The following is a 26,271-nucleotide window of genomic DNA, read 5'->3' on the forward strand; positions in this document are numbered from 1 at the left end:
CCCCTATCACCCCTATCACCCTGCCATCTCCTCCCCCTTGCCTCCCTTCTCATCCGGCTCATCCTTTCCCTCATTCCCCCTTCTCTGAGAAACTTCCCCTCCAAAAACCTAAGCTGCCGCATTAATAAAAACTTGGCCTGAAAAATCAGGCAGATGGCCATATTGGCAACCACCTCCGGCGGCCTTGTCCGGGCCAGTTCCAAAAAATAATCCCGATCCAGCCCCTTGTCTGCGCCCTTCTTCCTGACAAAAAGGGCCTCACGGGAATCCTTCTCCCACACGGAGTACCCCCTTACCCTCAAAAAATCTTCATAGTCAGCCAGTAATTCATCAAAGCTGGCTCTGGCTACATTCGTCAGCTTAATCTCCGTTTCCATAGAAACCAGCCCGGCTTCCTTTCCCTCCGCAATATTCTGCTTTCCGGACCGGGCAGCCTGAATCATCTGATCAACCGTCCTGTCGCGAGATAATAAATACGTCTTACAAAAATAAGACGTCAGGTCATAAATCTGCTCCGCCTTCCTGTAGGAAAGCAGAGAACGGTAATCGCCGGAAGGACGCAGCAGGGAAGCCATGCCTCCATTTAAAACCGGGAACAAAAATAATCAATATTTTTATAAAAACTGCCAACATGTACCCCGTCCACCAGCACATGATTCGCCTGGACGGCTACGGGCATCATCAACCTGCCGGAAGCGTCGGGCTCCATCTTTCCCCAATGGATGAGGGGAAGGTACTGCCCGCGGAAAACCCTGTAGGCGCTGGCTACCTGTGTAAAGGGAATCCACGGCAGGCAGCTGAACACGGCAATATCCGTCCGGTGGCAGGGATTCGCCTGAGCCGGAGCTTCCTTGGCAGCCTGAATCAGAGGAAGGGCATGATCCAGAAAAGCAGACAAATCATCCCGGTATTCCACCAGAATCTGCGTAAACTCCCCATCCGCAGCCAGAACCGGAACCAGCGCATCCACAGACTCATATTCCCAGACTTCCCCTTCTTCCACCCTCTGCCGCAACTGCGGCACTCCGTTCAGCGCCTTCAACAAAACAAACAGGCACACCACAAAAAAGGAAATTCCAGCCTCCTTCGCATAACGGTACAGGGCGTCCACCCGGACAGGGGACGTAATGGAAAATATGGGGCAGTCAAAGGTCTGGAAATACTCGTAATGAGACCTTCGCGGCCAGGAAGCGATTTCTATTTTCTTTTTCATGCACTTATTTTCTATTCCAGGAAGACTCTCCATACATGTTTTTACGCTTTTGCTCCGGCAGCAAAAGACTGAACAGGACGGGAGCCGTCAAGGTAGTTATACCCGTAAATACTCCCCCCACAAGATCCCAGCAAAAGGACATTGCCAGAAACTCTCCCTTAAAAGAACAAATCAGGACCGCTATCCATACCGGCCAGACGATCGCTAACCAGCATCCATTCAGCCCCGCATCATGAAAACGCCTCACGCTCAGCGCAATGAAGCAAAACAAAAAGAAAAACAACAGTAACAGCTCCAGCAGAAAGGCAAAAAGCATTCCAAAAGGAAGAGGGTCAAAAAAATCGTTAGCTCCACAAAAACATACGAGCCAGACGGGAGAGGCAAACGCCAGAAGAACACCATAGGCAACAGCCGCCTCCCCGCGCGAGGAACGGCCCTGCATCGCCAACAGGGAAGACATCCACTTGAAACGACTTTCCCTGCCGCATTTCCATACTTTGCCGGCTTTCATCCACTCCCCGGTTCCGGCATACCGTTCCTTGAACAACCTCCATTCCGGCGGAGTTCCGGGAACGTCTCCTATCCATATCCAGTCTTCCGAATGCTCTTCCCGGACCATCAGACCCAGCGGCAATCCGGCATAGCGGACTTCCCTGACGAGAAAATCAAAATCGGCCGGCCCATGCAATTCCCCATCCGGCGTATGATAATAATAATGTTTCACAACTGTTCCTTTCATTCTTTCCCCGGTTTTCCCGGAAATACCGGACCGGCTTGTGCCGGGAAAACATCCCAGCACAAGCGGCACCAGGGAACAAAACAGAAACATGCCGGAAAACATGGCACAACAAATTAAAAAGGAGGCATTTCCTCCCGCCGCAGCTCGCGCCCATCCGTACCAATAATAAAAGCCTGCCTCCGCACATCCCAAGGAAACCGCGTAAACGGGAACCGTCCAGAGGAGACCCAGATCCAGATCACGGAGCCTCCGGAAAACAAGCCCCAGGCATGGGATGAGCATGGCCGCACTCAAACACGCCAGGCTTATTCCATGTTCAGCTGTTACCATAAAACGCGGATGCCTGCCTCCATCCACCGTGGCCCAATATCCTGAAAAAACCAGCGCTCTCATACACACGCCGTACACCAGCCATGCGTATAAATAAGAGGCACGGGAAATGCGGCCGGACCAGGAAAACAGCCACTTCCATCTTCCCGCCGTCCATTTGGGCAAGCTGAATTTCCTTTCGGAAAAAGGACTGGGACTGACAGGAGACAGGTTCACAGGGAAGCCCTTTTAGTTAAACATGCGTTACGGAGTTTGTCGATATTATCATACCTTTCCGATGAAAGGAAAAATCCCCGGTTCTTCTCTATCTAGAAAACGGAACGGTCATACCTCCGGAGGATGACCGTATTGATTTTCCTTCTTCGTACCGGGAAACAGGCCGAGCATCGCAACGACCCAGGTTCCGGACAACACGAAAACAGCCACCGCCATTACTCCTGCCGCCATTACTCCGGCGCTTCCCGCATGTTCCAGGAACATGCCCCAGGCTTCAGACCGGAACAAATGCCCAAACAACCATTCTACCGACAAACTGCCAACCAGGAAGACAAAAGGAAGGACAAACGACCACCAGCCTGCCAGGGACAAGTCATGAAGCCTTCTCCAGCACAAGGCAAAAGATTGAAGGACAATCAACATCTCCAGTAACAAACTCAATATGAGCGAGATAAAAAATAAACAAGAAAACATGTCTACTCCCGGCACCAAGAGAGGAAGAGCAAACCCCAGCAAAAGCTGAACAACCGCCAGCCCCAGTCCATTCACCAGTGTCATGGACAGGAAAACGGACAAGCATTCCCGCCGGGAAGCGCGTCCGGAAAAGACAAATGCCATTCTCCAAGATCGCCGGTAATAATACCAGAGACGCTTCCAGTATGGCAGGCGGGCAGCCTCTTCCGGAGGAACGGACATCACATTCCGGTAAAACCCGGTTCCCGTTTCCCTTTTCACCGCCTCCGCCAGGGCAATCCACTCTTCACCATCCACTGGACGGACCATCAGATGATCAGGCAGACCGCCCCATTTTACCTCACAGACCAGAAAATCCAGCTCCGCAGGACCATGCAGTTCTCCATTCCGGTCATGATAAAAATATCTCATCCTAAAGTAGACAGCTAATACTATTTGTTTAAGTATCAGCAATCAATACTTTTTCCAACAAACATGATTCCGAAGGCACCTTATCCCTCACGCACGGAAAGCAAATCCGTTACGGAAGCACGCTTCATGCGCCACGCGGGCAGAAGGCACGCCAGGGAGGAAAGGGCCAGCACCAGAAGCACCGCATACCCCAGATGGGCCCACGGCATCGTGATGGGGGGAGTAACAATGCCGAAGTGATAACCGTATTCCAGAATCTGGATGGAGCACCAGGCCCCCAGAACGCCCAGAGCCACGCTCATGACAATGGCGCACAGGGAGATCATCAGCGTTTCCGCCAAAAGCATGCGCATCACCATGCCTCCCGGCACGCCGACGGCACGCATCAATCCGAATTCCCGGCGGCGGGACTGGACGGAAGCCAGTACGGTATTGAGCACGGCCAGCACGGCAATCACCATCATGATGATGGGAAGCTTGCTCATCGTAAAAATCACGTCGTCTCCGCGGCTGATGACGCTTCCTCCCAGGCTCTCCCGGGTCAGGGCCTTTACCAGCGGCTTCACGCCTTCTCCGCCGTTCTCTTTCCGGCGCACGTTCATCAAGGCGTATTCTCCCAGGTCGTCCTGAAGCTCCACATTGCTCACTCCGGGCGCGGTATCCCCCCAGATGAACTGGAACCCCCGGTGTCCGTAATCCTCCTTGAGCCAGCGTTCGTCGGTAATTGCCAGGGCGGCCACAAAGCCGCCGCGGCGCACGCGCATGCCACTGGTCTTGGTCAGCCAGTGCCAGCCGGGGAAGGAAACGACTCCCGCCACCTTCCAGGGTTCTCCCTGCATGCCGGGGCCTCTGCCCCGGCCGGGAGCACTGGCGGCAGACGGGCCATTCCCGGAACGGTGCCCCTGAAGGGCAGGATTCACCAGCATCAGGTCATCTCCGGCCTTCAATCCCACCGTCCGGGCAAACGTATCCGGAATCAGGAGGGAGCGGGTGGATTTCAGCATCGCATAAGCCTCCTGCGGATTGCCGGAAACGAACACGGGCCTGAACAGGGGATGATTCCCCTGCGCCATTTCCGCCACGGGAATGCCGGCCAGCACGATGGAGCGGTTGCGCATTCCGGAAAAACTGGGGCTCTTCATCTGCGCCGGGGCAATGTCCGGCTCATCCACGTAAATGGGATACATCCGGGAATTCCGCAGGCTGGGACGCGCCATCAGCCCGGGAACGTCGGCAGGCTTGAACTCCGTATGCAGGAAGGAAACAAGCGTTCCGGGCGTGGAAGTATCCGGGGAAAAGGGAACCAGCATGGAATATCCCCACGTCTGCACTCCTACAAAGAGGGACAGGCCCACGGACATGGACACGGCCGTTCCCACGGAGCGGCTGAGGTTGCGGCTGAGCTGCACTTTCAGGAAAGAATGGGGCACGCGCAGCAGCATTCCGGTGATCCATGATCCGGCCCACTCCGTGACGCGCACGAAAGAGGGGGCCAGGAACAGCGCTCCCGCCACCAGGCCGGGATACCCAAGCCAGAAAAAGATCCATTTGCGCGTCTCCACCTCCAGTCCCGGCAAAAGCAGAGCCGCAGGCTGAAGGGACACGCACACGAACCCGGCAATCACGGACCAGACGGGAACCCGGCTGATCTTCCCCATGAATCCGGAAGAAGGAACGGCGGCTTCCAGAGGAGACTGCCGGGAAGCGCGCCACGCGGGAATGATGGAAGCCAGCAACGCGCCACCCACGGCGCACGCGGCGGCGATCAGCACCGTCGTCCAGGTCAGGGTAGGCAAGGAAGAAGCCCCCTCCTCCAGCAGGTACACCAGGCAAAAGCCCGCGGCCAGGCCGCCCAGCAGGGCGGGAATGCACAGGAACAGCCCTTCTCCCACAATAAGCAGAGCGATCTGCATGCGGCTCATGCCCAGCGCACGCATCAGGGCCAGCCTGCGGGTGCGTTCGCTGACACCGATGCTCAAGGTCGTGAAAATAATGAATACGCAGGAAAAGAGGACGAGCCAGACGGACATTTCCGCACTGTCCTTCTGGGAACGAACGGAACGGTCGCTGGAAAGCCTCTGAATGATGGAATCCGTGTCCGCCACCACGGCGGAAGCCTGCTTCAGCTCCTCCCGGAGGCCGTTTACAAACTCCTTCTTGTCCACTCCTTCCTTGAGCCGGACGTAAATCAAATTGGGAGCAAAAGCCTTCCCCGTGATCTTTTCACACACCTTTACGGGAACAAACAGAGAAGAGAAGGCAGGCCCGGACATGCCGCCCGGTCCCATGATGACTCCGGGGGTGGCCTTGGCCTGTTTGACGATGCCCACGACTTTCACATCATACACATGCGTTCCCACACGCACGTTCATGATGGTTCCCACTCCTGCACGGAAGTATTTGGCGCTTCCGCTGCCCAGCACCCCCTCCATGGCGGAGGAGGAAGCCATATCCGGCCAGACGCCCTCCTTCAGGTCATAAGGGCATTCCACGGCATGATTCCCCACCAGGATGGGGCTTTGCGGAGGAATCCCCATGCGGTCGCGCGTCTGCTCGTCAAAACTGCCGCGTTCATTCCCGCAGCCGATCTGGAGGCGGGGCACCTGACAGGCAGCGTTTACGGATTCCACCAGGGGGGAGGAAGCAAGCCGGGATGCCAGCTCCGGATCACTGAACTGCGGATACTGTCCGGGAGGGAGCGGCCCCCGCGGGGCCTCCGGCACCAGGCAGAGGTCATAACTGCCCATGTAGGCCTCGGCGTCATTGTCGAACTCCTTGACCAGCGTATCATAGCTCCCCATCATCCAGACGATGAGGCTGACCGAGACAAGAATGGCGAACACGCTGACCGCCACGCGGCCGGGGTTGGCACGCAGGTCTCTCCAAATCAGTTTGGACAGAAGCGTCATAAGGCGTCATTCAATGTACGTTCATAAAAGGAGGATAGTTCCACAGGCCCGGCAAATTCCGCCGTGGGCCTGTCGTCCACAATGCGGCCGTCCTTGAGCACAATCACGCGGTCCGCCCACATGGCGACATCCGGCGCATGCGTCACCAGCACGAAGGCGCAGCCCTGCGTGCGGTGCAAATCACGGAACAGGTCACCCATCAGCCGGGTGTTTTCAGAATCAAGATTGCCCGTAGGTTCATCCGCCAGCACCAGGGCCGGCCCGGAGACCAGCGCACGGGCTATCGCCACGCGCTGCTGTTCGCCGCCGCTGAGCGTATCCGGCATGGCATGCCGCCGATGGGACAGCCCCACCTTTTCAATCATGGCGTCCAGGGTGGAGGAATCCACCTTCCTGCCTCCCGCCAGAGAGGGAAGCAGAATGTTTTCCTCCACGTTCAGCGTACCCACCAGGTTGAACATCTGGAAGATGAACCCCACCCGGTCCCTTCTGTATACCGTCAGGGCGGCGTCAGACATGGAGCCGAGATCCAGCCCGTCCACTGTCACCGTGCCCGCATCCGGCGGCAGCAGCCCCCCCAGCACATTCAGCAGCGTGCTTTTGCCGGAGCCGCTCGCGCCCATGACGGCCACGAACTCTCCCTGGTTCACGGTGAGGCTGATATCTTTCAGAACAGCTATATCCTCGGAACCAGACTTGAAGCTGCGCTTGAGGCGGGTGACGGAAATGACGGGGGAACTCATGGCTGGAAGGAATGGTTAGAAGGTGGTCTTCACGCCTACTTCAAACGTGCGGGGCTCGCCCACCGTGCACTGCACGGCGTGGCGGGTGGACTGCACATACTTCTTGTCAAAAATGTTGTATACGGCCAACCTGAGGGTGGCGTCCTTCAGCCATTTGGTTTCCGGCAGGGGAATTTCCACCGTGAAGTCAAACACGCTGTAGGAAGGAATGGTGTAATTGTCCGCGATCTTTGCACCGCGGAACGTGGCGCAGTAGGAATCCTTGCAGCGGTAGCCCAGCCCGAGCACCGTTCCGTTCAACAGGCCGCCGTCAATGCGGTATTTCTGCCAGAGGGCCAGCGCATTCGGAGCGATGGTGGGATACACTTCCCCGGTGGTCCGGTTCTTGGTGCGGGTATAGGTGTAGGAAAGGTAGGAACTCCAGTTCTTGGTGATTTCCCCGTTCAGGGAAAGTTCCACGCCTTCCGCCCTCTTGGAGCCGTCCGAATAGTATCGGTTGGTATATCCGTCTATGGCTACGGGCGTATTGTTCTGGATGATGTCGAACCAGGAAGCGGAGAACCACACCTTGTCCACCGGGCTGACCCGGAAGCCGAATTCCATCTGGTCCGTACGCCAAGAATCGGTCAGTTCCTTCCCGTTTTCATCCAGATACCCGAAATTAGGGGCGGAAGTACGGGCCGCATTGGCGAACAGCGCTACGCGCTCACCGAACATGCGGGTAATTCCGAAGCGGGGGCTCCACGCAAACGCGTAATTATTGTCCAGGCTGAAATGCGCGTCTCCGCGCACGCCGGCCAGGAAACGCCACTGTCCGTAGCTAAGAACATCCTGCAACAGGAGCCCCGCCCGCTGAACTACCGTGTCCGTCGCATTGGCACCGGAGTAGTCGCGCCCTGCGGGGAAAAAGGGCGGCGGATTGTACAGGGAAAAATAACCGTTCGTATTCGCGGTAGCATTCGTCACCAGGCTGGAACCGTCGCCATAGGTGCTGCTCCCCGTGTAGGAAACGCCCATCAGGGCTTCATGCTCCACCTGTCCGGTCTTGAACTCCGCCAGCGCGTTGGAATAGAAATTCCAGTTGATGTTCCACTCGTCGCTCCACGCGGCTTCGTATTTGGCCTTTCCGGAAGCAATCATCTGGTTGTAATAATCCTCCGTGCTCGTCCCGCGCCCGGCGGAAGAAGAAATGCCCCAGACATTGTAGTCCACATCGCTGTACCCCATGCCGCCGCCGATGCGGATCGTCCAGACCCTTTCCAGCTTGCGCTCGAAATCCAGCATCGCCAGCAGGGACTTGGAATTGAGCCTTCCGCTCGGAGAGCCATACCAGGCGTCATACGGCCCCACAAAGTGGCCGCCCAGCACGGGAATGCCCATCGTCGTCGGGGAATTCTGGTACTGGAAACTGGTCGTCAGCACCGTCCTGGTACGGGAATCATGCTGCCAGCGGAAAATAGGGGAAACTGTGTACTTCTGCCCACCGTTGGCTCCGTTGCTCAGCCAGAACGGGCGTTCGTACTCAGCGGCTACCACTGTCCGCAGGGCAAAACCGTCCGTTTCATCACCCCTGTACCGGGTGTCGTCAATCGTTACGCGATACTTCTGCCCATGATGGGAAAGACGGGCGTAAGCCGTCAGCTCCGTCCGTTCCTCAAAATCAGGCGCCTTCAGGATCAGGTTGATGGAACCGCCGGCGCCGTATGCCCCGAGCGTACTGGTCTGGCCGCCGGAAATAGACCCGATGGGGCCTTTGACAATTTCAATATTTTCTATCAGGGACGTATCCATGCCGTATCCCATGCCGCGGGGAAGAGGCATATTGCCGATCTGCACGTCGCTACCGGCAAAACCGCGGATAGTATACTGGTCCGCCGTGCGGGACAGCAGCATGTCCCCCCCCGTATTGACGGAGGAATCCATGCGCAGGGCCTCCACCAGGGAATCGGAACCCTTGGAATCCATCAGGTCCCGCGTAATAACGTTTACCGTTTGCGGAACTTCCTCCGTCTTCATGTTCGTGAGCGTAGCGGAACTGACCTTCTCCGCCCGCAGGGACTTGGAACGGATGGTCATCACGCGTTCCGGCATTTCCTGAACTCCTTCTTCCGCAGCGGCGGGTTGGGTATCGGCATAAGCTGACTGCCCGAGAACAAGCAGGCTCCCAATGGCGGCGGCACGGTGCAAACCGAACCCCTGACGGCGGTCACGCGGAGTATTCATGTTGGATAAACGCATGGGACAAGTATAAAACGGAACGGCGAACCGTCCATTCCCGATTATTAACAATTTGATAACAGGCAGCCCTTTTCCCTTTCCGCCAAGGAATATCCATCTGCTGAACACTTCCCTGCTCTCCCTTACAGGCCAAGGGACTGGGCCCGGCTTTCAGCCGCGGCTTTCAGCCATTCCCGCAGGGCCTCCTTGTCTCCGGCAGCCAGACGGTTACGCACTTCTCCCAGCTGGGACAGGGCCTCGTCCAGCCGGTCCAGAACAGCCGGAGCATTTTCCGTCAGGATTTCCGCCCACATGGACGGCTCTCCCATGGAAACACGGGTAGTGTCGCGAAATCCGCCGGCGGACACCAGCCCCAGCAGCTTCACGTCCCCCCCGTCCAGGGCGCTGTGGACGCACAGGGCGGACAAGGCATGGGGGATGTGTGAAATACGCGCTACGGAAGAATCATGGTCCGCCGCTTTCATCCGGATGCAATGGCAGCCCACGCGCTCCCAGAACCGCTGAAGCAGCAGCAGCACATCTTCATGCACGTGCTCATCATTGGTCAGGATACAGGTGGCATCCCGGAAGAGGTCTCCGGAAGCATGCTCCATGCCCTGCTTTTCAGAACCGGCCATGGGATGGGACCCGATAAACGCCACGCCCGCCTCCGTCAGCGCGGAACCCACCGCCTGGTGAACGCAGCCTTTCACGGAACCCACGTCCGTCACCAGGGCGCCCGGCTTCAGCTGGGGAAGCATTCCGGGAACGAGGCGGGGCATCACCCCCACCGGGGTAGCCAGCACGACCAGGTCCGCTCCTTCTACCACCTCTTCCATCCGGGTGGAAGCAGTATGGGCGGCTCCGGCGGTGCGGGCGTAATCCAGAGGCTCCTCCCTCCTGCCCCACAGCCGCACATGGACATGGGACATCTGCGTCCTCACGGCAAGCGCCAGGGAACCGCCCAGAAGGCCGGGGCCGAGAATGGCTACGGAAGAAAAGGAAAGCTGTTTCCGGGAAGAGTCGCTCATGGTTTCACGGGGGATACGTCAGCGCCCCGGAACATGCGGCATGTTCAGGGGCGCAGGCATCATCTTGTTGCGGCGGCCGTATCAGGGCACGCGGAACTTCTTGATTTCATTCGGGAAATTGGTGTCCCGCAACACGGTGCCGGAAGGATAGGGCTTATTGGTGCTCCTGTTCAGAATCTTGATCTTCTTGGTGCGGTCATAGGGACTGACCACCACCGTGGGATCTGCCGTGGGCCACGCCACGGGAATGGCGGAAGCAGTGGAAGGCACCACAGGATTGGGAGGAGCAATGCCGGAATTGGAAGAACCACCCCCAGGATTGGAAACAGTAGGCGAGGGAATGACGGGAGGCGGAGGAGCGATATTATTGTCCCCGCCCACCAAGTTGCTGATAGTGCCGGATTTGGTCTGGGCAGGATCCGGATTAAAGCCGGAATTCTGCCCCGCCGGATCCAGGGAATTGTCACGCTGAACGTCATTCAACAGGCTGTTGCTCTGGGCGCCCATGACCCCGGACGGATAGACATTCTCCGTAGGATAAATGCCGATGGGGCGTTCATTCACGCGCTCCGTTTCACAGGAAGGCAGAAGGATTGAGCCTGCGGCCAGCAGCACGCCTATCGTCTGGGAAGTATTCATATAATCTCTCTTCGGGTGATAGCTTTCTATCGGCATCCTAAGGCCCGCCACCCTCATGTCAACCATAAAGCCTGTTTGCTGAACCGCTTCATGACAAGGATTCTCCGGCCTCTGACCGCACAACCGTTCCTCAGCCGCATGAACCCGCCGCGCCCGCACAACGCCTTTTTAACCGGAAAACGCGTAAAAAACGAACCGGAAGGGTCCCGGCTGGTGGAAGGTAGGAAGTTCCAAAGAGCTTTGAGACAATCAAAAAGACATTGAACGTCAGAGATCCGGCATCAAAAATGAAATACTATCCTTTTAAAAGGAGTGGCCTTTGGACATACGTCCATTCAGAAGCCGCAAAGGCCTGCAACGTTCCTTGAAAGCTTTCCGGCCCGGAAAGGCGCCTTCCGTCCCAACCGTGGGGGTATGCTCGTTCACCGCCTTCCGGACAGAACCGTTCCACCCTTCCCGCCCGCTTTTCTCTTCCAAAAACCGGAAAAAGACGCGCATGCACCTCCCCCGGAACGCACCTGTACAGAAACAGATTATCCTTCCCTACCCCCCATGATCTGCTACAATCCGCCCCACATGGATGACGTACAGACATCTAAGAAAAAAATGCCCTCAAAAAAGGAATGGAGGGGTTTTTATTCCCTGATTCTCATTCAAGCCCAGAACGCCTTCAATGAAAAAGCCGCCCAGTTCCTGCTGATTCCGCTGGGCGTCTGGCTGGCCGCCAACAACCCTGCGTACGGACCGGATTCCTGGGTCAACTCCCTCCAGTACATCCTGGCCTGCGTCTTTGTACTGCCCTACATTCTGTTCTCCCCCTTCGTCGGATGGCTGGCGGACTGCTTCTGCAAGGCGCGCATTATCCAGTTCATGTCCTTCCTCCAAATTCTGGTGCTGGGAGCCATGTTCCTATGTTACAAGTATGAAAACATTGAAATGGCCGTCTTCTGGTTCTGCGTCTTTTCCGTCCAGGCCACTATCCTGAGCCCGGCGAAAAAGGGGGTGGTCAAGGACATGGTGGGATCCCGGCAGCTGGGATACGCCTCCGGGCTGATGGAAATGAGCCTCATCCTGTCCATGCTGGCCGCCCAGATCGGTATCTTTGTCTGGTTCGATATCCTGCAAGTCTCCTCCAACGACGGCTGGGAAGCCGCCGCCTTCCCCACGTTCATCCTCACCTGCATCGCCGTTCCCGTGGCCATTGCGGCCCTGTCCCTTCCCCGGTATCCGGCCAACCAGACCCGGAAATTTGAATGGAAGCTCTTTTACGAACACTTCGTGCAGCTCAAATACCTGTGGAAGCAGCGGGACCTGAGGCTCAGTGAAATAGGCGTCTCCTACTTCTGGTTCCTGGCGGGGGCCCTCATGCTCATCTCCCTGCAAATCGCCCAGGAGCACCCCATCAACGGCTCCGGATTCAGCATGTCCGCGGCCATTCTCATGGCGTGGCTCAGCGGCGGAACGGTGGTAGGCGGCGTCATTGCCTCCATCATCTGCCGCAAAAAAATTGAACTGGGCCTGATTCCCCTGGGGGCCATCGGCTTCACGATCGGCTGCATCTTCATGTCCTTCTTTGCTCCCGGCTCCCTGGCCAGCAACATCGGCTTCGGCATCACGGGGGCCTTCGCCGCCGCCTACCTGGTGCCGCTGAACGCTCACCTCCAGGACAACTGCGACCCCTCCAACCGCAGCACGGTCATCGCCGCGGGCAACCTGATGGACTGCCTGATGGGCCTGGTGGCCGTCGGCGTCCAGCTCATGCTGAGAAATATCTTCTCCATCCAGAACCAATTCTGGGTGCTGGCCGCGCTGGGCGTGGTCATCACGATTGTGGCGTTCCGCCTCATTCCCCGTGAATTCATCCGCATGATGGGCCTGTGGATCATGCGGATCGTCTACCGTTCCCGCGTCATCCACCAGGACCGCATCCCGGAGGACGGAGGCGCCATCATCGTGTCCAACCACGTCACTTACGGGGATGCCCTGTTTCTTTCCCTCATTTGCCCGCGCCCCATCCGCTTCATCGTAGCGGAGGAATTCGTCGCCATCCGCTGGCTCGGCTGGATTCTGGAACTCTTCAACTGCCTGCCCATTTCCTCCCGGAATCCCAGGGAAGCGCTGTCCAAGGCCATTCAGGCCCTCAAGGCCGGGGAAGTGATCTGCATCTTCCCGGAAGGCCAGCTCACCCGTACGGGCACCCTTTGCGCCGCACGCAGGGGCCTGGAAATGCTGGCCAAAAAATCCAGCTGCCCTATTGTACCCATTTACATGGACGAGCTGTGGGGAAGCATTTTCTCCTACTCCGGCAACCGCTTTTTCTCCAAAGCCCCCCTCCACGTCCCCTACCGCTTCACGGCCGCTATCGGAGAGCCCATTGCACCTGACGCTGTCAATCCCCGCATGGTCATCAACACCCTGAGGGAACTTTCCTCCACCTGCCTGGAAATTGCCGCCAGCATCGGCAGGGACACTATCCTGAACCATCTGGAGCACATCGCCCACAAACCGCTGGTCATCGCCAAAAACGCGCGGATCACCGGGTATGAAATAGCAGAATGCCTGATGAACGATACCGTGGAGGCGGAACATCCGGAACTCAGAAAGTGGCTGACCACCCTTCTGGACAGCTCCCGTTCCCAGAGCCGCCTGTGTGACTTCTGGATGAACGCCCAGCAGCTTGAACGGGTGAACTCCCTCCAGCCCCGGGAGCTGCTGCTGACCAGCGTGGGACATGATGAAGTGCATGAAACGGTGGCTTCCGTCCTGTGGCCCATCCTCACCAGCACCCCCGTGTACCTCATCGGCGACGGGGATCACAGCATGCCGGAAGGCATCAAGCAGATAGCGGGATCCGACTTCCTGCGCCGCAGGCTGTACAGCCTGGTTCCGGAAACGCGCACGCCATTTTATGATTTCAGCGGTTCCGGAGACTTGGTGCTGCCTAACATCGGCTGGCGCCCGTGTTTCGCCACGGACCGCGGCATCATCCTGGCCATGTCCATGAAGAGAAGCGTCTTCAAGCTGGATGACGGCACTGTCCAGCTTGGCATGAGAGCCAGAACGAGGGGGCGCCTCCTGCCCGGTTTTTACCTGAATCCGCCTCTCTCCAACGTCATCGCCGGAGCTACGCTTCCCACGCCCTATTCCCTGCCGCCCAACCTGTATGTGGACGAGTCGGGATTCCTGGCAGAACTTCAGTCTTCCAACCATGAACAGTAACTCATCTCCATCCCGCCTTCCCATCCCGCAGTATGTAATGACGCTGGCGCATGCGGCAGCCCTGCGGTCGGAAGACCCGTACCGCAAGGTGGGAGCCGCCGCCCTGGATGCGGACAACCGCGTGATCGGCACCGCGTACAACGGCCTGTATCCCGGGTTCAAGGCCCAGAACTCCTTCTGGGCCAGCCGGGACGAACGCCAGAAATACATGCTGCATGCGGAAATCAACCTGTGCAGCCTGTTCCGGAGAGGAGAAGCCAAAGTGGTGGCATGCACCACGATGCCCTGCACCTCATGCATGCAGGCCCTGTGCGCCCATGGCGTGAAAACCATTTATTACTGCGAGCCGTATGACAAATCGGAAGCTCCCGCCATTGCCAGCCTTTACGGCGTGGAACTGATCCAGGTCACGGATTACCCGCTCAGCAAGCACTTTCCCCTCGTGCAGGACTGCTGACCCAGCCCGAAAACCTAATCCCGGTGCACCCGGCATGTCCATCCGGCCATGGGACGGGCAACGCCGTCAATGGAGGGGTCCAGATCCAACCCGGTTTCCGTGATGGTTCCTGATTCAATCACACCCGTACTTCTTTCGGAATCGTCAAAGGAAATATTCACATCCGTCATGCAGCAGGCGGAACGGCTGTTGGAAGCCGGGGTGATATGGAGAAATCCGGAATTTGCGCTGCCATTGAACCGGTATGTGTAAACACCATCGTACACGGTCCTCGTCTCCATCTTGGTGACATCCACGTTCTGCCCGCGGAACTGGAGCCTGAACAGCATGTTTCCTCCTTCAAACAGGCTCATCTGCTGTCCACTCAGGGAAACATTCCCGTCATCCCCGGATTTTCCCGACCCTCCGCCGCATCCGGTCAAAAATCCAATCATCGTCACCGGGAGCAAAAACAGAACAGGAAAAAACTTATTCACGTCCGGAAAAATGCACAACACAAAAATATAAGTCAAGTTCACTCAACTATTATTTTATTTTTCCAACATTTTTATCCCATCAAAAAAAACCGCCTGTTTTCACAGGCGGCCTCAAGAAAACACGGCGGCTTTTCAACCGACCCAGTTCCAGGTGATGGGAATTTCAATATCGGGATGCAGGCTGTGCTTGACGGGGCAGCTCAGGGCAGCCTGCTCCAGCAGCTTCCTGTCCGGATGATCGGCGGGAAGGGGCACGGTAATGACCACTTCCAGCTTCCCAATGCGGCGGGGGTCCGCATTCATGTGCTTGCCCACTTCCATCGTCATGCCTTCCAGATTGATCCCCTTGCGGGCGGCCACAATGCCCATAATCGTGCTCATGCAGCCGGCCAGCGCCGCGCCCACCAGGTCCGTGGGGGAGAAGGACTCTCCCTTTCCGTTATTATCCACGGGAGCATCCGTGGAAACCACAGCCTTGGACGGCTCATGCACCATGGAGCAGTGAAGGCCCCCCTCATACGTCGTTTTAGTTTTTACCATGACCGTATTTTATACAAGCCACCCCTCCATGCAACACACAAACATTGAATCCTCCCTTTCTTTATGGTACCCGCCTTTGTTATGAGAAACTTTTTGAAAGCCGCCGCCGTTTCCCTGGGTATTTTTGCCGGGGGAGCCAGTACGGGGGAAGCACAGGATTTCGGAGCCATGAACTTTGACGGTGCAGGAGATTTTGGAGCTCCCCAGGCTTCCGGAGCCTCCAAGGCTACGGTCTCTTCCTACCATACGGAGCCCTTCGTCATTGTAACGGAGCTGACGCTGCCGGACCATTGGCACGTTTACTACAAGAATCCGGGGTCCGTAGGCCTGCCTCTGGAAGCCTCGTTCAAGGAAACGCCCGGCTTCCGCATTGAAGGCCCCTACTGGCAGGTTCCGGAACTGGGTACCGGGCTGGTGAACTTCTACGGTTACAGCGGAACGGCAAAAATGGCCTTCCGCGTGACTCCGGAAAAGGATGCCCCTGCGGAAGCCACTTTCACCACCACCATGACGTGGCAAATGTGTGCGGAACAATGCGCCGCGCCGGAAACCAAAAACTTCAACGTCACCCTGAAACGCGGGGACGGAAAAGCGGCGCCCGACGCGGCGGAACTGGAAAAAGGCCTTGTGGGCCTTTCCACTCCAATGTGGGCGGAAGGCATGCAGGCCAGGATTTCCCAGGAAGGAAAAAACGTCACCCTGCACCTCAGGACAAACGGACGCCCGATTCCGGAAAATTCCGTCTATTTCTTCTGCAACGAAGGGGAAATCAATCCCACTACTCCCCAGAGCTTCAAAAAACTGGACGACTCCAATTACGAGCTGTCCATGCAGTACAATGACACCACGGACGGCCTTTACCCCAATAACGTGCCGGACGCGGACAAGGGAAAGCCGCTGGCCAGCCTTTCCGGCATCCTGCGCGCAGGGAACGAAGGCGTCAGCCTCACGGCGGACAGCCGCCCCTTTTCCGGGGGAGCGCAGGCAGGAACCCAAACCTCCTCCGCCTCTCCCTCCCCCGATGCCGCGCCCCCGCTGATGGGGCTGGGGGAAATCATGTTTTTCATGTTCATCGGCGGTATCATTCTCAACGTGATGCCGTGCGTCTTCCCGGTGATAGGCCTCAAGATCATGAGCTTCGTCCAGCTGGGCGGCGGCGAACGGAAAAAAGTGCTGGCGCACTCCCTGACCTTCGTCCTGGGCATTCTGATCTCCTTCTGGATCATTACGGCTATCCTGATTGCCCTGAAAGCGAACATGTTTGACTGGTCCGCTCCCGCCGGTCCCGGCATCTTCAGTAGTGATTTCTGGCTGGGCCACGGGGCGGAAGGCGTGGTGAACTGGGCCTTCTGGTTTGAAAACCCCTGGGTGAACTTCTGTCTTCTGGGGCTGATGCTCGCCATGGGGCTGAGCATGTTCGGCGTCTTTGAAATAGGCGTGAAAGCCACCACCATGGGCAACGACCTCCAGCACAAGAAGGGTTATGCAGGTTCCTTCTGGTCCGGAGCCCTGGCTACGGTCATTTCCACCCCGTGCAGCGCTCCGTTCCTGGGGCAGGCCATTGGAGCGGCCATGCTCCAGCCGCCGCTGGGCATCGTGCTCTGCCTGACCATGATGGGCCTCGGGATGTCCCTGCCCTACATCATTCTGGGGGCCTTCCCCGTACTGACCAAATACCTGCCCAAACCCGGGGCATGGATGGAATCCTTCAAGCAGGCCATGTCCTTCCTGATGTTCGGCACCGCCGCCTATTTCCTCTGGATTTACATGGCGTTCTTTGACGCGGACAACCATCCGCAGGACATTCTGTTCCTGTTCTTCGGCCTGGTGCTGTTCTCCATCGCCTTCTGGGTATACGGCAGATGGTGCCCCATGTACCGCAGCAGGAAATCCCGCATCACGGGCGGCATCTTCTCCGTGGTGTTCCTGCTGGCGGGCCTGTACTACATGCTGCCCCCGCAGGGAGCCGCCTGGTTCGGCCGCGGCGGGGATTCCGGAGCTGCGGCTTCCTCCGCGGCGTCTCCCGCGCGCCATGCGGAAGAAAGTGTGTGGACTCCCTGGAGCCCGGAAGCCATGCAGGCCGCCCTGAATGAAGGCAAGCCCGTTTATGTGGACTTCACGGCCCGGTGGTGCTCCACCTGCCAGGTCAACAAGGCGTCCTACACGGATGAAGTGCTGGCCGCCTTCAAAAAATACGGCATTGTCATGATGAAAGCGGACAAGACCCGCACGAATCCCGTCATTGACCAGGAACTCAAAAACCTGGGCCGCACGGCAGTTCCCGTCAACGCCCTGTACCTGCCGGGCAAAAAACCCGTCGTCACCCGGGAACTCCTGTCCCCCTCCTACCTGCTGGAATTCCTGGAAAAGGAAATGACCCGCTGAAGACGGATCATTCCGCAGGACCCTGCTCTGGCGGAGAAAAAGAAGAACATCACTTCCCCAGCGCCTTCCCCAGCACCTCCAGGGGCTGGGAGGAAAGTTTCAGCTCCCGCACCAGGAACCGGACGACCAGCAGACTGCCCAGTGCATCATACAGGGCGTCATGCCACTGGCGGCCGGGAAGCAACTCATCCACGGAAGAAGTCAGGCCCAGGGAATCACACAAAGTGGAAAGGGAATAATCCGGCAGGCCCGGCACGCACATCTTCCCCAGTGCCAGGGTATCCAGCCACGGCCCGAAGCCGTGCCCTGGAAAACGCCGCAGGAACTTCCTCTCCGTGGCGGGATTGTGACCCACCACTACGGCATCCCCCAGCCGGGAGCGGATAGACGGCCACAGGGAGGGAAAGGAAGGAGCATCCGCCAGCATCTCCGTAGTAATGCCGTGCACCTGGGACGCGGACCACAGGACAGGCTTGTCCGTGGCAATATAAGACGTCCACAGCTCCGGCTCCCCTTCCAGGCACAGGCATGCGGCAATGCCTATCTGCACGGGCTGGTCCGTCTCCCCCCGGGCCGCTCCGGCGGATTCAAAATCAATGGCGGCAAAGCGCAGGCTGCCTATCATGTCTGAGGGCAAAGGCATGTCAGAACAACTCCAGCTGGGCGTATTCCCCGGTGGGCATGTCGTCATCCATGTCCGTATTCTTGGCCCTGGGCTCCGCCAGACGGGCGCGCTCCTTCCTCCGGGGCCTGGTGGAATTCATTTCCAGATGGGACAAAATGGCCTTGGCGCGGTCCACAATGACGGCCGGCATGCCCGCCAGACGGGCCACCTGGATGCCGTAGGACTTGTCCGCCGCCCCCTGGACGATCTTGCGCAGAAAGACGATCTCCTCCTTCCATTCCCGCACGGCCACATTGTAATTCTGCACGCCTGCCCTGGAACGGGCCAGATCCGTCAGTTCATGGTAATGCGTGGCGAACAGGGTGCGGGACTTCAACTCGTCATGCAGGTACTCCGCCACGGCCCACGCGATGGAAAGACCGTCAAACGTGGCGGTCCCGCGCCCGATTTCATCCAGAATAATCAGGGAACGTTCCGTGGCGTTATTCAGAATCAGGGAAGTCTCGCTCATCTCCACCATGAAGGTGGACTGTCCGCGCGCCAGGTCGTCGCTGGCTCCCACACGGCAGAAAATGCGGTCCACCAAACCGATGTGGGCGGACTCCGCCGGAACGTAGGCCCCGATCTGGGCCATCAGCGTAATCAGGGCCACCTGGCGGATATAAGTGCTCTTGCCCGCCATGTTGGGTCCGGTCAGCAGGATCAGGCGGTTTTCCTCCGGTTCCAGAAAAGCGTCATTGGGCACGAATACGTCGCCGGAAACATTCTGTTCAATGACGGGGTGACGGCCGTTGACAATCCGCAGAGTCATGGAATTGTCCAGCACGGGGCGGCAGTACTGGTACTGCTGCGCCCCCTCCGCCAGCCCCAGCAGCACGTCCAGGTCCGCCATGGCGTCCGCCGTAATCTGGATGCCGTCAATGTGGCGGCCCACTTCCTCCCTCAACAGGAGGAACTGTTCATACTCCACCTGGCGGGAACGTTCGTCCGCCCCCAGGATCGTATTCTCCATCTGCTTGAGCTCCGGGGTGACAAAGCGTTCCGCATTCACCAGGGTCTGCTTGCGCTGGTAATCGTCCGGCACCTTGTCGTAATGGGACTTGGTCACCTCGATATAATAGCCGAAGACGTTGTTGAAACGGATTTTCAGGGAATCAATGCCCGTGCGCTTGCGCTCCTTCTCCTGAAGCCGGGCCAGCCATTCCTTCCCGTCGCGGGAAGCCAGGCGCAATTCATCCAGCCCGGCGTGGTATCCTTCACGGATAATGCCGCCCTCCTTGATCGTCACGGGCGGTTCATCCACCAGGGCCCGCTGGAGCAGGTCCACCAACTCGTCAAAGCAGCCCATGCGGGAACGGATGCTTTTCAGCATTTCCCCGCCCCCGGGCAGGGACTCCAGATCATCCCTGAGCGCAGGAATGCGCCCCAGGGAGGAAGCCAGCGCCTGAAGGTCCCGGGCGTTCCCGGCGCCCTGGGAAATGCGGCCTGTCAGCCGTTCCATGTCCCGGACGTTTTTCAGACTCTCCCGCAGCTTGCTCATCAGGTAGGGTTCCTGCAAAAGAACCGCAATCATCTCTTGCCGCGCCTGGAGCTTTTCCAGATCGCACAGGGGGTGGAGCAGCCAGTCCCGGAGCTTGCGCGCGCCCATCGGGGTGCTCGTCCTGTCCAGGGTTCCCAGCAGGGAAAGCTTCACGCCGCCGCGGGAATCCACCAGGTCCAGGTTCCTCTGGCTGGCCTGGTCAATCAACACGGCGTTCTCCGTGGCGCGCACGGAAATGCGGCGCAAATGATCCGTCGGACGGCGCAGCTGGTAGCCCAGGTAATGAAGCACCGCGCCGGACGCCCCCAGGGCGGCGGTCATCTCCCCGCAGCCGAAGCCATCCAGGGAATGCACGCGGAAATGGCTCAGCAGATTGGGAATGGCCGTGGAAGGCAGGAACGTATACCCGTCGTAATAAAGGGTGGGATGAGCTCCGGGAAAGCAATCCGTCTGCTCGTCGCTGACCAGGAGTTCGGAAGGATTGATGCGGGACAATTCATCCAGAAGCAGGTCCATGTGTTCAAACTGGGCTACGGAAAATTCCCCCGTGGTATGGTCCACGCATGCCAACCCCAAATGCTTCTTGTCCCTGTACAGGGCCACAATGTAATTGTGGCGGGAGGAATCCAGCAGATTCATATCCGCCAGGGTTCCGGCGGAAATCACGCGGGTCAACTCCCGCTCCACCAGCTTGCCCGGCTGCGGAACAGTGGTCTGCTCCGCAATCGCCACGCGCTTGCCGCCCTTCACCAGACGGCCGATGTACCCTTCCGCACTGTGGTGGGGCACCCCGCACATCGGAATGCCGTGGCGCTTGGTCAGCGTCAGCCCCAGAATGGCGGACGCCTCCTTGGCGTCCTCAAAAAACATCTCGTAAAAGTCCCCCAGCCGGAAAAACAGCAGGACGTCTTCCGGCAACCCCTTCTTCATGCGAAGGTACTGGTCCATCATGGGGGTTGCAGTGGGTCCGGAATTACTCATAAATAACGGTGGAAGAGTAATCTGATTACGCTCCCAAAGCAAGATTGGAATCTTGTTAGAACCGGACCGGGATTCCGTTTCCCGGAGCAACCATCGTATCTTTCTCTCCCGGCTTGGATGACGTACTCATCATGATCAAAGCCGCAAAAAGGCCATTGTCAAGGATCCTGAGTCCATGCAAAAACAACTTTAGAGACAAAAAAAACCGTGCCGCTTGTCGAATAGCGGCACGGCGGGAAAACTCGGATGACCAAGGATCAATATTCCACGAGGGGAGCATCCTTCCACAGGGTGTCCATTCCGTAGAACTCGCGCGTTTCCTGCCCCATGATGTGGACCATGACGTCAATGTAGTCCACCACGGACCACAGCGCTACGGGCGTATCTTCCACGTAGGTGGGGAGGGCTCCCGCTTTTTCCTGAACGGATTCTTCCAGCTCCCGGATGACGGCGCGCAGATGGGGGACGGACAAGCCTGTGCACACCACCATGAAATCCGTCAGGGAAGACATGCCGCGCAGGTCATACACCCGCACATTTTCAGCCTTGGCGTCATCCGCGGCGCGGGCGCATATCCTGGCCAGTTCCATCGCATCGTTGGCTACCATATTCGATTCGTTTCTATTGGATTATTTCTTTTCTTCACCTTCCCGGCCATATTCCTCGACGGGATTGTAGGAGAAAGGGTCCTGTTCCGCGGGGCCTTTATCTTCCTTCGGTTCCGCAGTCTCCTCCGGGTAGTCCTTTTCGGAATCCTTCTTCACGGGATGGTCGGAATCGCTCTTCCCGGACTGTTCTTCCACCTCGGAAGGCATGGGGGGCGGCGTCACCTTGGCGGGGGGATTTTTCATTTCCCCGTATTCCAGGATATCCATGACCTGTTCTCCTTCCAGCGTTTCAAATTCCATCAGGGCTTCCGTCAGAATATCCAGCTTGTCCCGGTTTTCCATCAGAATGGACATGGCGCGTTCATAGGCGCTGTCCACCAGGAAGCGGACTTCCGAGTCAATCAGTTCCGCCGTGGATTCAGAATAGTTGCGGGAACGCGTGCCCAGGTCGCGGGCAATGTAAACTTCCCCCTGGTGCTCGCCGTATTCGATCAGCCCCAGTTTTTCGCTCATGCCGAATTCGCACACCATGCGGCGCGCCAGGCTGGTGGCGCTCTTGATGTCTCCGGTAGCGCCGCTGGTCACGTCACCGAACACGATCTGTTCAGCGCAACGCCCGCCCATCGCTACAACAAGCTGGTCCAGCATTTCGGAACGGAGCTGGTGCATCTTGTCGTCCGCCGGAAGCCACATGGTCATGCCCAATGCCCCACCCCGGGGCACGATGGTCACCCGGTGCAGGGGTTCGCTGTGCGGGGTTTTCAGCAGGCAGATGGCATGGCCGGATTCGTGCACGGCGGTGATGCGGCGACCGCGTTCGTTGATCGCCAGACTGCGGCGCTCACGGCCCCAGTTGACCTTGTCGCGGGCTTCTTCCAGTTCGGCTTCCGTAATTTCCTTCAGTCCCTTGCGGGCGGCCAGCAGGGCGGCCTCATTGATGAGGTTGGCCAGCTGGGCGCCGGAGAAGCCGGACGTACCGCGGGCAATCCGCTCAAAACTTACTCCGGGAGCCATTTTCACCTTCTTGGCGTGCACCTGCAGGATTTGTTCGCGCCCCCGGACGTCCGGAAGGTTCACGACCACCTGCCGGTCAAAACGGCCGGGACGCAGCAGGGCCGGGTCCAGAATGTCCGCGCGGTTGGTGGCTGCGATCACAATCACGTTAGCGTTGTTTTCAAAACCGTCCATTTCCACCAGCAGGGCGTTCAGCGTCTGCTCACGTTCGTCATTGCCGCCTCCCATGCCGTAGCCGCGCTGGCGGCCCACGGCGTCAATTTCATCAATGAAAATCAGGCTGGGGGCCGTTCTCTTGGCCTGCTCAAACATGTCGCGCACGCGGCTCGCGCCCACGCCTACGAACATTTCCACAAAGTCCGAACCGCTGATGGAATAGAAGGAGGCGTTGGATTCCCCGGCAATGGCGCGGGCCAGCAAAGTCTTACCCGTACCGGGAGAACCCACCATCAGTACGCCACGGGGAATAGTGGCGCCCAGATCACGGAATTTTTCCGGATTGCGCAGGAATTCCACCAGTTCCCATACTTCTTCCTTGGCCTCGCTGATGCCGGCCACGTCCTTGAACGTCACCTTGTTCTTATCCGGGGCGATGAGGCGTGCCCGGCTCTTGCCGAAGCTCATGGCCCCCCTGGCTCCGCCGCTCTGCGCGCGGAACATGAAGAACAGAATCACCAGAATCAGCACGATGGGCAGCAGGTTCAGCAGAATGCCGCCCCAGGAACCGGATTCACGCTTGAACTTCGTATCCGGCCCCAGCAGCTGCTTGACGCGGTCACCCTGGAATTCCAGGGTAAAAGGAACTTCCACCCGTTCAAAACGCTGCTTGTCCACAGAGGCATCCCCCGTGGCGGCAGGCCAGATGCGGGTGACAATCTGGCCGACCAGCATGTTCTGATTCCCGTCTTCCACCAGAACAAGGCCTTCATTGCCGCCCGCAATGCGGCCTTCCAAAGCCAGGCGGTTAAATTCGGGCACGGACAGCTTTTGCGCTTCATCAGCAACGATGGAACTATATTTTCCATCCTTGGCCTGATACGGGTTTTCCACGATCTTATAACCGGAAATTTCATTCAGCAGGGGCTTGTCCCGGTCCGGCAGGGACATGGAATAGGTCAGCACAAAGGGCTTCATTTCCACCTTCGGCTGAATATCCTTTTTATACACCAGCGCATGAATGACGCCTTCAGAGCCATTCTCGCTCAGTACCACTTCCACGGGAGCCTTCGGATCGTTCAGTACCACGCGGCCGGCCTTGTACTGGGCCTCAAAGGATTCCAGGTTTTCCTTGCGGGGCCCCAGGCCAAAGGATTCCGGGGTGAAAAAACCAAACGCAAGGACGCCTACAATGAGAAGAACCATGACCCACACGCCCCAGTTGGGGGATTCGGGCTTTCCGGAGCCGGGAAATTTGGGAGGACGGGGGGGACTGGGAGGCATTCTGTCAGACATAATGTGGTTAGCACACAGAAGTTAATGAATCGGGCGGCATGATACGCGAGTCCTTGTAAAATAAAACTTTTTTCCGAGACATGCCATACAGTCGGCGCAGGAGGGAAACGAACCGTTCCACCCCGGGAAGCGTCTTCCGGCAATGAGACAATAGACAGTACGGGAATCAGTCCCGTTTCCTTTTTCTGCGTCGTCCCCCGTGATTGGCGCTTTCCCCGTTCAAACGCTGCTGGAGGCGGAGCTTCCACTGGGGCACCTTTTCTTCCGTTTCAGCTGCATGAAAACCGTTCCCTTTCCGGCCTCTTTCCTGCCACGCACGCTCCTCCTGCGCCTCCTGCCTTTCCCGGCGCCGCTGTTCCTGAATTTCCGCCAATTTCTTGGCCCTCCGGATTTCTACCCGCTTGCTCACCTCCCCATGGGCGGAGGTCACGCGCCAGGGTCCGATGCGGCGGGGATACGTAATGGGCGCGCAAATCAGCTCCGCATCCAGAAAACGCATGGAGGCCACCAGCAGGTTTTTAACGTTTGCCAGCAGTCCTCCGTCCGTCCAGACGCCGCCCATGCCCATTTCCAGGAGAAAAGCCAGATGGAGCGTTTCCGCCTTCGAGGCGAGGATGGAAAATTCCCTCAGGGAGATGCCCTCCGCCGGCTCTTCCGCCGGGGCGGCCACGGAAGCCGCCCGGAGCAGGAACATCGTATCCCTGACCTTGCGGCTCAGGGCGCAGACCAGTTCCCCTACCTTGGGACGGGCGTCAAACCGGTAATCCTTCACTTCCACCAGCCACAGATCCCGGCGTTCCGGATGATACAGCAGGAAGTCCATCTCCTTGCATCCTCCGCAGAAATTCTGCGCCTGACGGGCATAATAGTCCGAGCATTCAATGCGGCACACGACGTAGCCTTCATCGATCCAGAAACGGTGGACTCCCTCCACGTAATGAGCTTCTGACGGCTTATGACTCATAGCTCAGCTTCAAATACCTGTCCGCCTGCTCAATCTCCGCTTCAAGGGACTCGATCGGCCCCACATCCTCCAGGGATTCCCCCCAGGATACTCTCACTCCGGAACGCTCTCCCCTGGGAACGCTCATACCGAAAAATTTCCTCTGCACCATGGCATTGCGCGGTTCGGAAAGCTGAATCATCAGCTCCCGCAGCAGGAACAGGCTGTGGGAGGAAAGAATCACCTGCACCCCTGTTTTGGCAAGCCCCGTCAGGGTTTTCACCAGCACGGGGAGATGGGAGGCGTTCAGGTTCATTTCCGGCTCATCCCAGAATAGCACGGACCCCCTCTTCACAGAACCGTTCCGGATCAGATAGCTCAGCGTGCCCAGCCGTTTAAAGCCTTCCGCCACCAGGCTCATTTCAATCAATTGCTGGCCGGGGCGCTGCAGAAAGAAACGCCCGTCACGCTTCACCACCTCTCCGCCAATGATCTTTTCCAGCCTGGCGACCACGCGCCCCGCGTCCGTACTGATGGGTTCCGCTGCCGCATCCGCATCCAGATAACGGCAGAGGTCCCAGCTGCCGCCGTCCAGAAACTCGGGAAACCTGCTTCCCACCTGCACAAAACTGGGATAAATGGTCAGGACCTCCCGCGCCGCCAGAAACACCACCGGCACATTCAGGAAGCGCTGGGGCATTTCCTGAATGCTCAGACCTTCCTCCTCATGCCCTGCCTGAAAATCAAACACCAGGTTCCCCATTCCCTCCGGCACGCCTTCCCCTTCCATGGAGGCCTCCACACGGGCATGGGCGTTGCCGCGGTTCCGCGCCGTCAGTCCGGCCAGTCCGCGGGATGCAAACACCCGCATCAGGTCTTTCCTGAGCCGCTGTTCTTCCGCCCATTTCTCGGGCAGGGATTTTTTGCCCCCGTCCGCGCTCCATTTGGCTACGGTGTAGCACAATTTCAGCAAATGGCTTTTGCCGGAGTCATTGCCGCCCACCACCACATTGATCCCCGGAACAAACTCAAAATGTTCACTGCCGGGAAACACCGTCACGCCGCTCACCAGTAGGTCATGTATCATACCGTTCCCAATGTAGCACAGA

The 26,271-nt window shown here is 58.1% G+C and carries 20 protein-coding genes; 3 read left to right on the plus strand and 17 right to left on the minus strand.

The features are described from left to right. The 9 genes from LIO64_RS11015 to LIO64_RS11055 form a co-directional block, all read right to left on the minus strand. Positions 1-575 (minus strand): four helix bundle suffix domain-containing protein (locus LIO64_RS11015; RefSeq protein WP_290549495.1); only part of this gene is annotated, 575 nt, incomplete at its 3' end. An 8-nt stretch (positions 576-583) separates the two neighbouring features. Then, a complete protein-coding gene (locus tag LIO64_RS11020; RefSeq protein ID WP_290549496.1) occupies positions 584-1,213 on the minus strand; it encodes a CatA-like O-acetyltransferase in 630 nt (209 codons plus the stop codon). A gap of 4 nt (positions 1,214-1,217) precedes the next feature. Beyond that, complete coding sequence (locus tag LIO64_RS11025) at positions 1,218-1,724, minus strand: DUF805 domain-containing protein (protein WP_290549497.1); 507 nt, start codon at positions 1,722-1,724, stop codon at positions 1,218-1,220. Positions 1,725-2,606: 882 nt separating this feature from the next. Then, complete coding sequence (locus LIO64_RS11030; RefSeq protein WP_290549498.1) at positions 2,607-3,425, minus strand: DUF805 domain-containing protein; 819 nt, start codon at positions 3,423-3,425, stop codon at positions 2,607-2,609. A 38-nt stretch (positions 3,426-3,463) separates the two neighbouring features. Next, complete coding sequence (locus LIO64_RS11035) at positions 3,464-6,292, minus strand: FtsX-like permease family protein (protein ID WP_290549499.1); 2,829 nt, start codon at positions 6,290-6,292, stop codon at positions 3,464-3,466. Further along, positions 6,289-7,035, minus strand: coding sequence for an ABC transporter ATP-binding protein (locus LIO64_RS11040; RefSeq protein ID WP_290549500.1), 747 nt, complete (start codon positions 7,033-7,035; stop codon positions 6,289-6,291). The genes LIO64_RS11035 and LIO64_RS11040 overlap by 4 nt, the downstream gene beginning before the upstream one ends. 15 nt (positions 7,036-7,050) lie before the next feature. Further along, positions 7,051-9,258 carry a TonB-dependent receptor gene (locus LIO64_RS11045; protein ID WP_290549501.1) on the minus strand — a complete coding sequence of 736 codons (2,208 nt, stop codon included), beginning with the start codon at positions 9,256-9,258 and terminating at the stop codon, positions 7,051-7,053. Between the two features lie 137 nt (positions 9,259-9,395). Beyond that, entirely contained in the window at positions 9,396-10,283 is an 888-nt protein-coding gene (locus tag LIO64_RS11050) for a prephenate dehydrogenase/arogenate dehydrogenase family protein (protein WP_290549502.1), read from the minus strand. Positions 10,284-10,364: 81 nt separating this feature from the next. Next, a complete protein-coding gene (locus tag LIO64_RS11055; RefSeq protein WP_290549503.1) occupies positions 10,365-10,922 on the minus strand; it encodes a hypothetical protein in 558 nt (185 codons plus the stop codon). Between the two features lie 552 nt (positions 10,923-11,474). Between LIO64_RS11055 and LIO64_RS11060 the strand changes: the two genes are divergently transcribed. Both LIO64_RS11060 and LIO64_RS11065 read left to right on the plus strand, forming a co-directional pair. Next, entirely contained in the window at positions 11,475-14,141 is a 2,667-nt protein-coding gene (locus tag LIO64_RS11060) for an MFS transporter (protein WP_290549504.1), read from the plus strand. After that, positions 14,131-14,598: a deoxycytidylate deaminase gene (locus LIO64_RS11065; RefSeq protein WP_290549505.1), complete on the plus strand. Its 468-nt coding sequence runs from the start codon at positions 14,131-14,133 to the stop codon at positions 14,596-14,598. The genes LIO64_RS11060 and LIO64_RS11065 overlap by 11 nt, the downstream gene beginning before the upstream one ends. A 14-nt stretch (positions 14,599-14,612) precedes the next feature. Here the strand turns inward: LIO64_RS11065 and LIO64_RS11070 are convergent, their stop codons facing one another. Together LIO64_RS11070 and LIO64_RS11075 are read right to left on the minus strand one after the other, a co-directional pair. Continuing rightward, the gene (locus LIO64_RS11070; protein ID WP_290549506.1) at positions 14,613-15,032 is read right to left on the minus strand and encodes a hypothetical protein; all 420 of its coding nucleotides are present in this window, start codon (positions 15,030-15,032) and stop codon (positions 14,613-14,615) included. Between the two features lie 174 nt (positions 15,033-15,206). Further along, positions 15,207-15,614 (minus strand): OsmC family protein, encoded by a 408-nt coding sequence (locus tag LIO64_RS11075; protein WP_290549507.1) that lies wholly within the window; start codon positions 15,612-15,614, stop codon positions 15,207-15,209. A gap of 81 nt (positions 15,615-15,695) precedes the next feature. Here LIO64_RS11075 and LIO64_RS11080 point away from each other — a divergent pair, with 81 nt between their 5' ends. Further along, complete coding sequence (locus LIO64_RS11080; RefSeq protein WP_290549508.1) at positions 15,696-17,999, plus strand: thioredoxin family protein; 2,304 nt, start codon at positions 15,696-15,698, stop codon at positions 17,997-17,999. Between the two features lie 49 nt (positions 18,000-18,048). Here LIO64_RS11080 and LIO64_RS11085 read toward each other — a convergent pair whose 3' ends face one another. The 6 genes from LIO64_RS11085 to LIO64_RS11110 form a co-directional block, all read right to left on the minus strand. Beyond that, entirely contained in the window at positions 18,049-18,642 is a 594-nt protein-coding gene (locus tag LIO64_RS11085; protein ID WP_290549509.1) for a 3'-5' exonuclease, read from the minus strand. A gap of 1 nt (position 18,643) precedes the next feature. Next, a complete protein-coding gene (mutS, locus tag LIO64_RS11090) occupies positions 18,644-21,145 on the minus strand; it encodes a DNA mismatch repair protein MutS (protein ID WP_290549510.1) in 2,502 nt (833 codons plus the stop codon). A 257-nt stretch (positions 21,146-21,402) separates the two neighbouring features. Continuing rightward, positions 21,403-21,753 carry a ribosome silencing factor gene (rsfS, locus tag LIO64_RS11095; RefSeq protein WP_290549511.1) on the minus strand — a complete coding sequence of 117 codons (351 nt, stop codon included), beginning with the start codon at positions 21,751-21,753 and terminating at the stop codon, positions 21,403-21,405. A gap of 21 nt (positions 21,754-21,774) precedes the next feature. Continuing rightward, entirely contained in the window at positions 21,775-24,219 is a 2,445-nt protein-coding gene (gene ftsH, locus LIO64_RS11100) for an ATP-dependent zinc metalloprotease FtsH (RefSeq protein ID WP_290549512.1), read from the minus strand. Between the two features lie 166 nt (positions 24,220-24,385). Continuing rightward, a complete protein-coding gene (locus LIO64_RS11105) occupies positions 24,386-25,183 on the minus strand; it encodes a hypothetical protein (RefSeq protein ID WP_290549513.1) in 798 nt (265 codons plus the stop codon). Next, complete coding sequence (locus LIO64_RS11110; protein WP_290549514.1) at positions 25,173-26,249, minus strand: AAA family ATPase; 1,077 nt, start codon at positions 26,247-26,249, stop codon at positions 25,173-25,175. Before LIO64_RS11110 ends, LIO64_RS11105 begins: the two co-directional genes overlap by 11 nt. Between the last annotated feature and the right edge of the window lie 22 nt (positions 26,250-26,271).

The organism is Akkermansia sp. (assembly GCF_020860705.1).
Taxonomy (GTDB): domain Bacteria; phylum Verrucomicrobiota; class Verrucomicrobiia; order Verrucomicrobiales; family Akkermansiaceae; genus Akkermansia.

Bases quoted from the DNA above. Each gene is read 5' to 3' on its own strand.
- LIO64_RS11055 (WP_290549503.1), bottom strand. From the start codon at position 10,922: ATGAATACTTCCCAGACGATAGGCGTGCTGCTGGCCGCAGGCTCAATC.
- LIO64_RS11065 (WP_290549505.1), top strand. From the start codon at position 14,131: ATGAACAGTAACTCATCTCCATCCCGCCTTCCCATCCCGCAGTATGTA.
- LIO64_RS11020 (WP_290549496.1), bottom strand. From the start codon at position 1,213: ATGAAAAAGAAAATAGAAATCGCTTCCTGGCCGCGAAGGTCTCATTAC.
- rsfS (WP_290549511.1), bottom strand. From the start codon at position 21,753: ATGGTAGCCAACGATGCGATGGAACTGGCCAGGATATGCGCCCGCGCC.
- ftsH (WP_290549512.1), bottom strand. From the start codon at position 24,219: ATGTCTGACAGAATGCCTCCCAGTCCCCCCCGTCCTCCCAAATTTCCC.
- LIO64_RS11025 (WP_290549497.1), bottom strand. From the start codon at position 1,724: ATGAAAGCCGGCAAAGTATGGAAATGCGGCAGGGAAAGTCGTTTCAAG.
- LIO64_RS11080 (WP_290549508.1), top strand. From the start codon at position 15,696: ATGAGAAACTTTTTGAAAGCCGCCGCCGTTTCCCTGGGTATTTTTGCC.
- LIO64_RS11085 (WP_290549509.1), bottom strand. From the start codon at position 18,642: ATGCCTTTGCCCTCAGACATGATAGGCAGCCTGCGCTTTGCCGCCATT.
- mutS (WP_290549510.1), bottom strand. From the start codon at position 21,145: ATGAGTAATTCCGGACCCACTGCAACCCCCATGATGGACCAGTACCTT.
- LIO64_RS11050 (WP_290549502.1), bottom strand. From the start codon at position 10,283: ATGAGCGACTCTTCCCGGAAACAGCTTTCCTTTTCTTCCGTAGCCATT.
- LIO64_RS11105 (WP_290549513.1), bottom strand. From the start codon at position 25,183: ATGAGTCATAAGCCGTCAGAAGCTCATTACGTGGAGGGAGTCCACCGT.
- LIO64_RS11040 (WP_290549500.1), bottom strand. From the start codon at position 7,035: ATGAGTTCCCCCGTCATTTCCGTCACCCGCCTCAAGCGCAGCTTCAAG.
- LIO64_RS11075 (WP_290549507.1), bottom strand. From the start codon at position 15,614: ATGGTAAAAACTAAAACGACGTATGAGGGGGGCCTTCACTGCTCCATG.
- LIO64_RS11070 (WP_290549506.1), bottom strand. From the start codon at position 15,032: ATGATTGGATTTTTGACCGGATGCGGCGGAGGGTCGGGAAAATCCGGG.
- LIO64_RS11110 (WP_290549514.1), bottom strand. From the start codon at position 26,249: ATGATACATGACCTACTGGTGAGCGGCGTGACGGTGTTTCCCGGCAGT.
- LIO64_RS11045 (WP_290549501.1), bottom strand. From the start codon at position 9,258: ATGAATACTCCGCGTGACCGCCGTCAGGGGTTCGGTTTGCACCGTGCC.
- LIO64_RS11035 (WP_290549499.1), bottom strand. From the start codon at position 6,292: ATGACGCTTCTGTCCAAACTGATTTGGAGAGACCTGCGTGCCAACCCC.
- LIO64_RS11060 (WP_290549504.1), top strand. From the start codon at position 11,475: ATGATCTGCTACAATCCGCCCCACATGGATGACGTACAGACATCTAAG.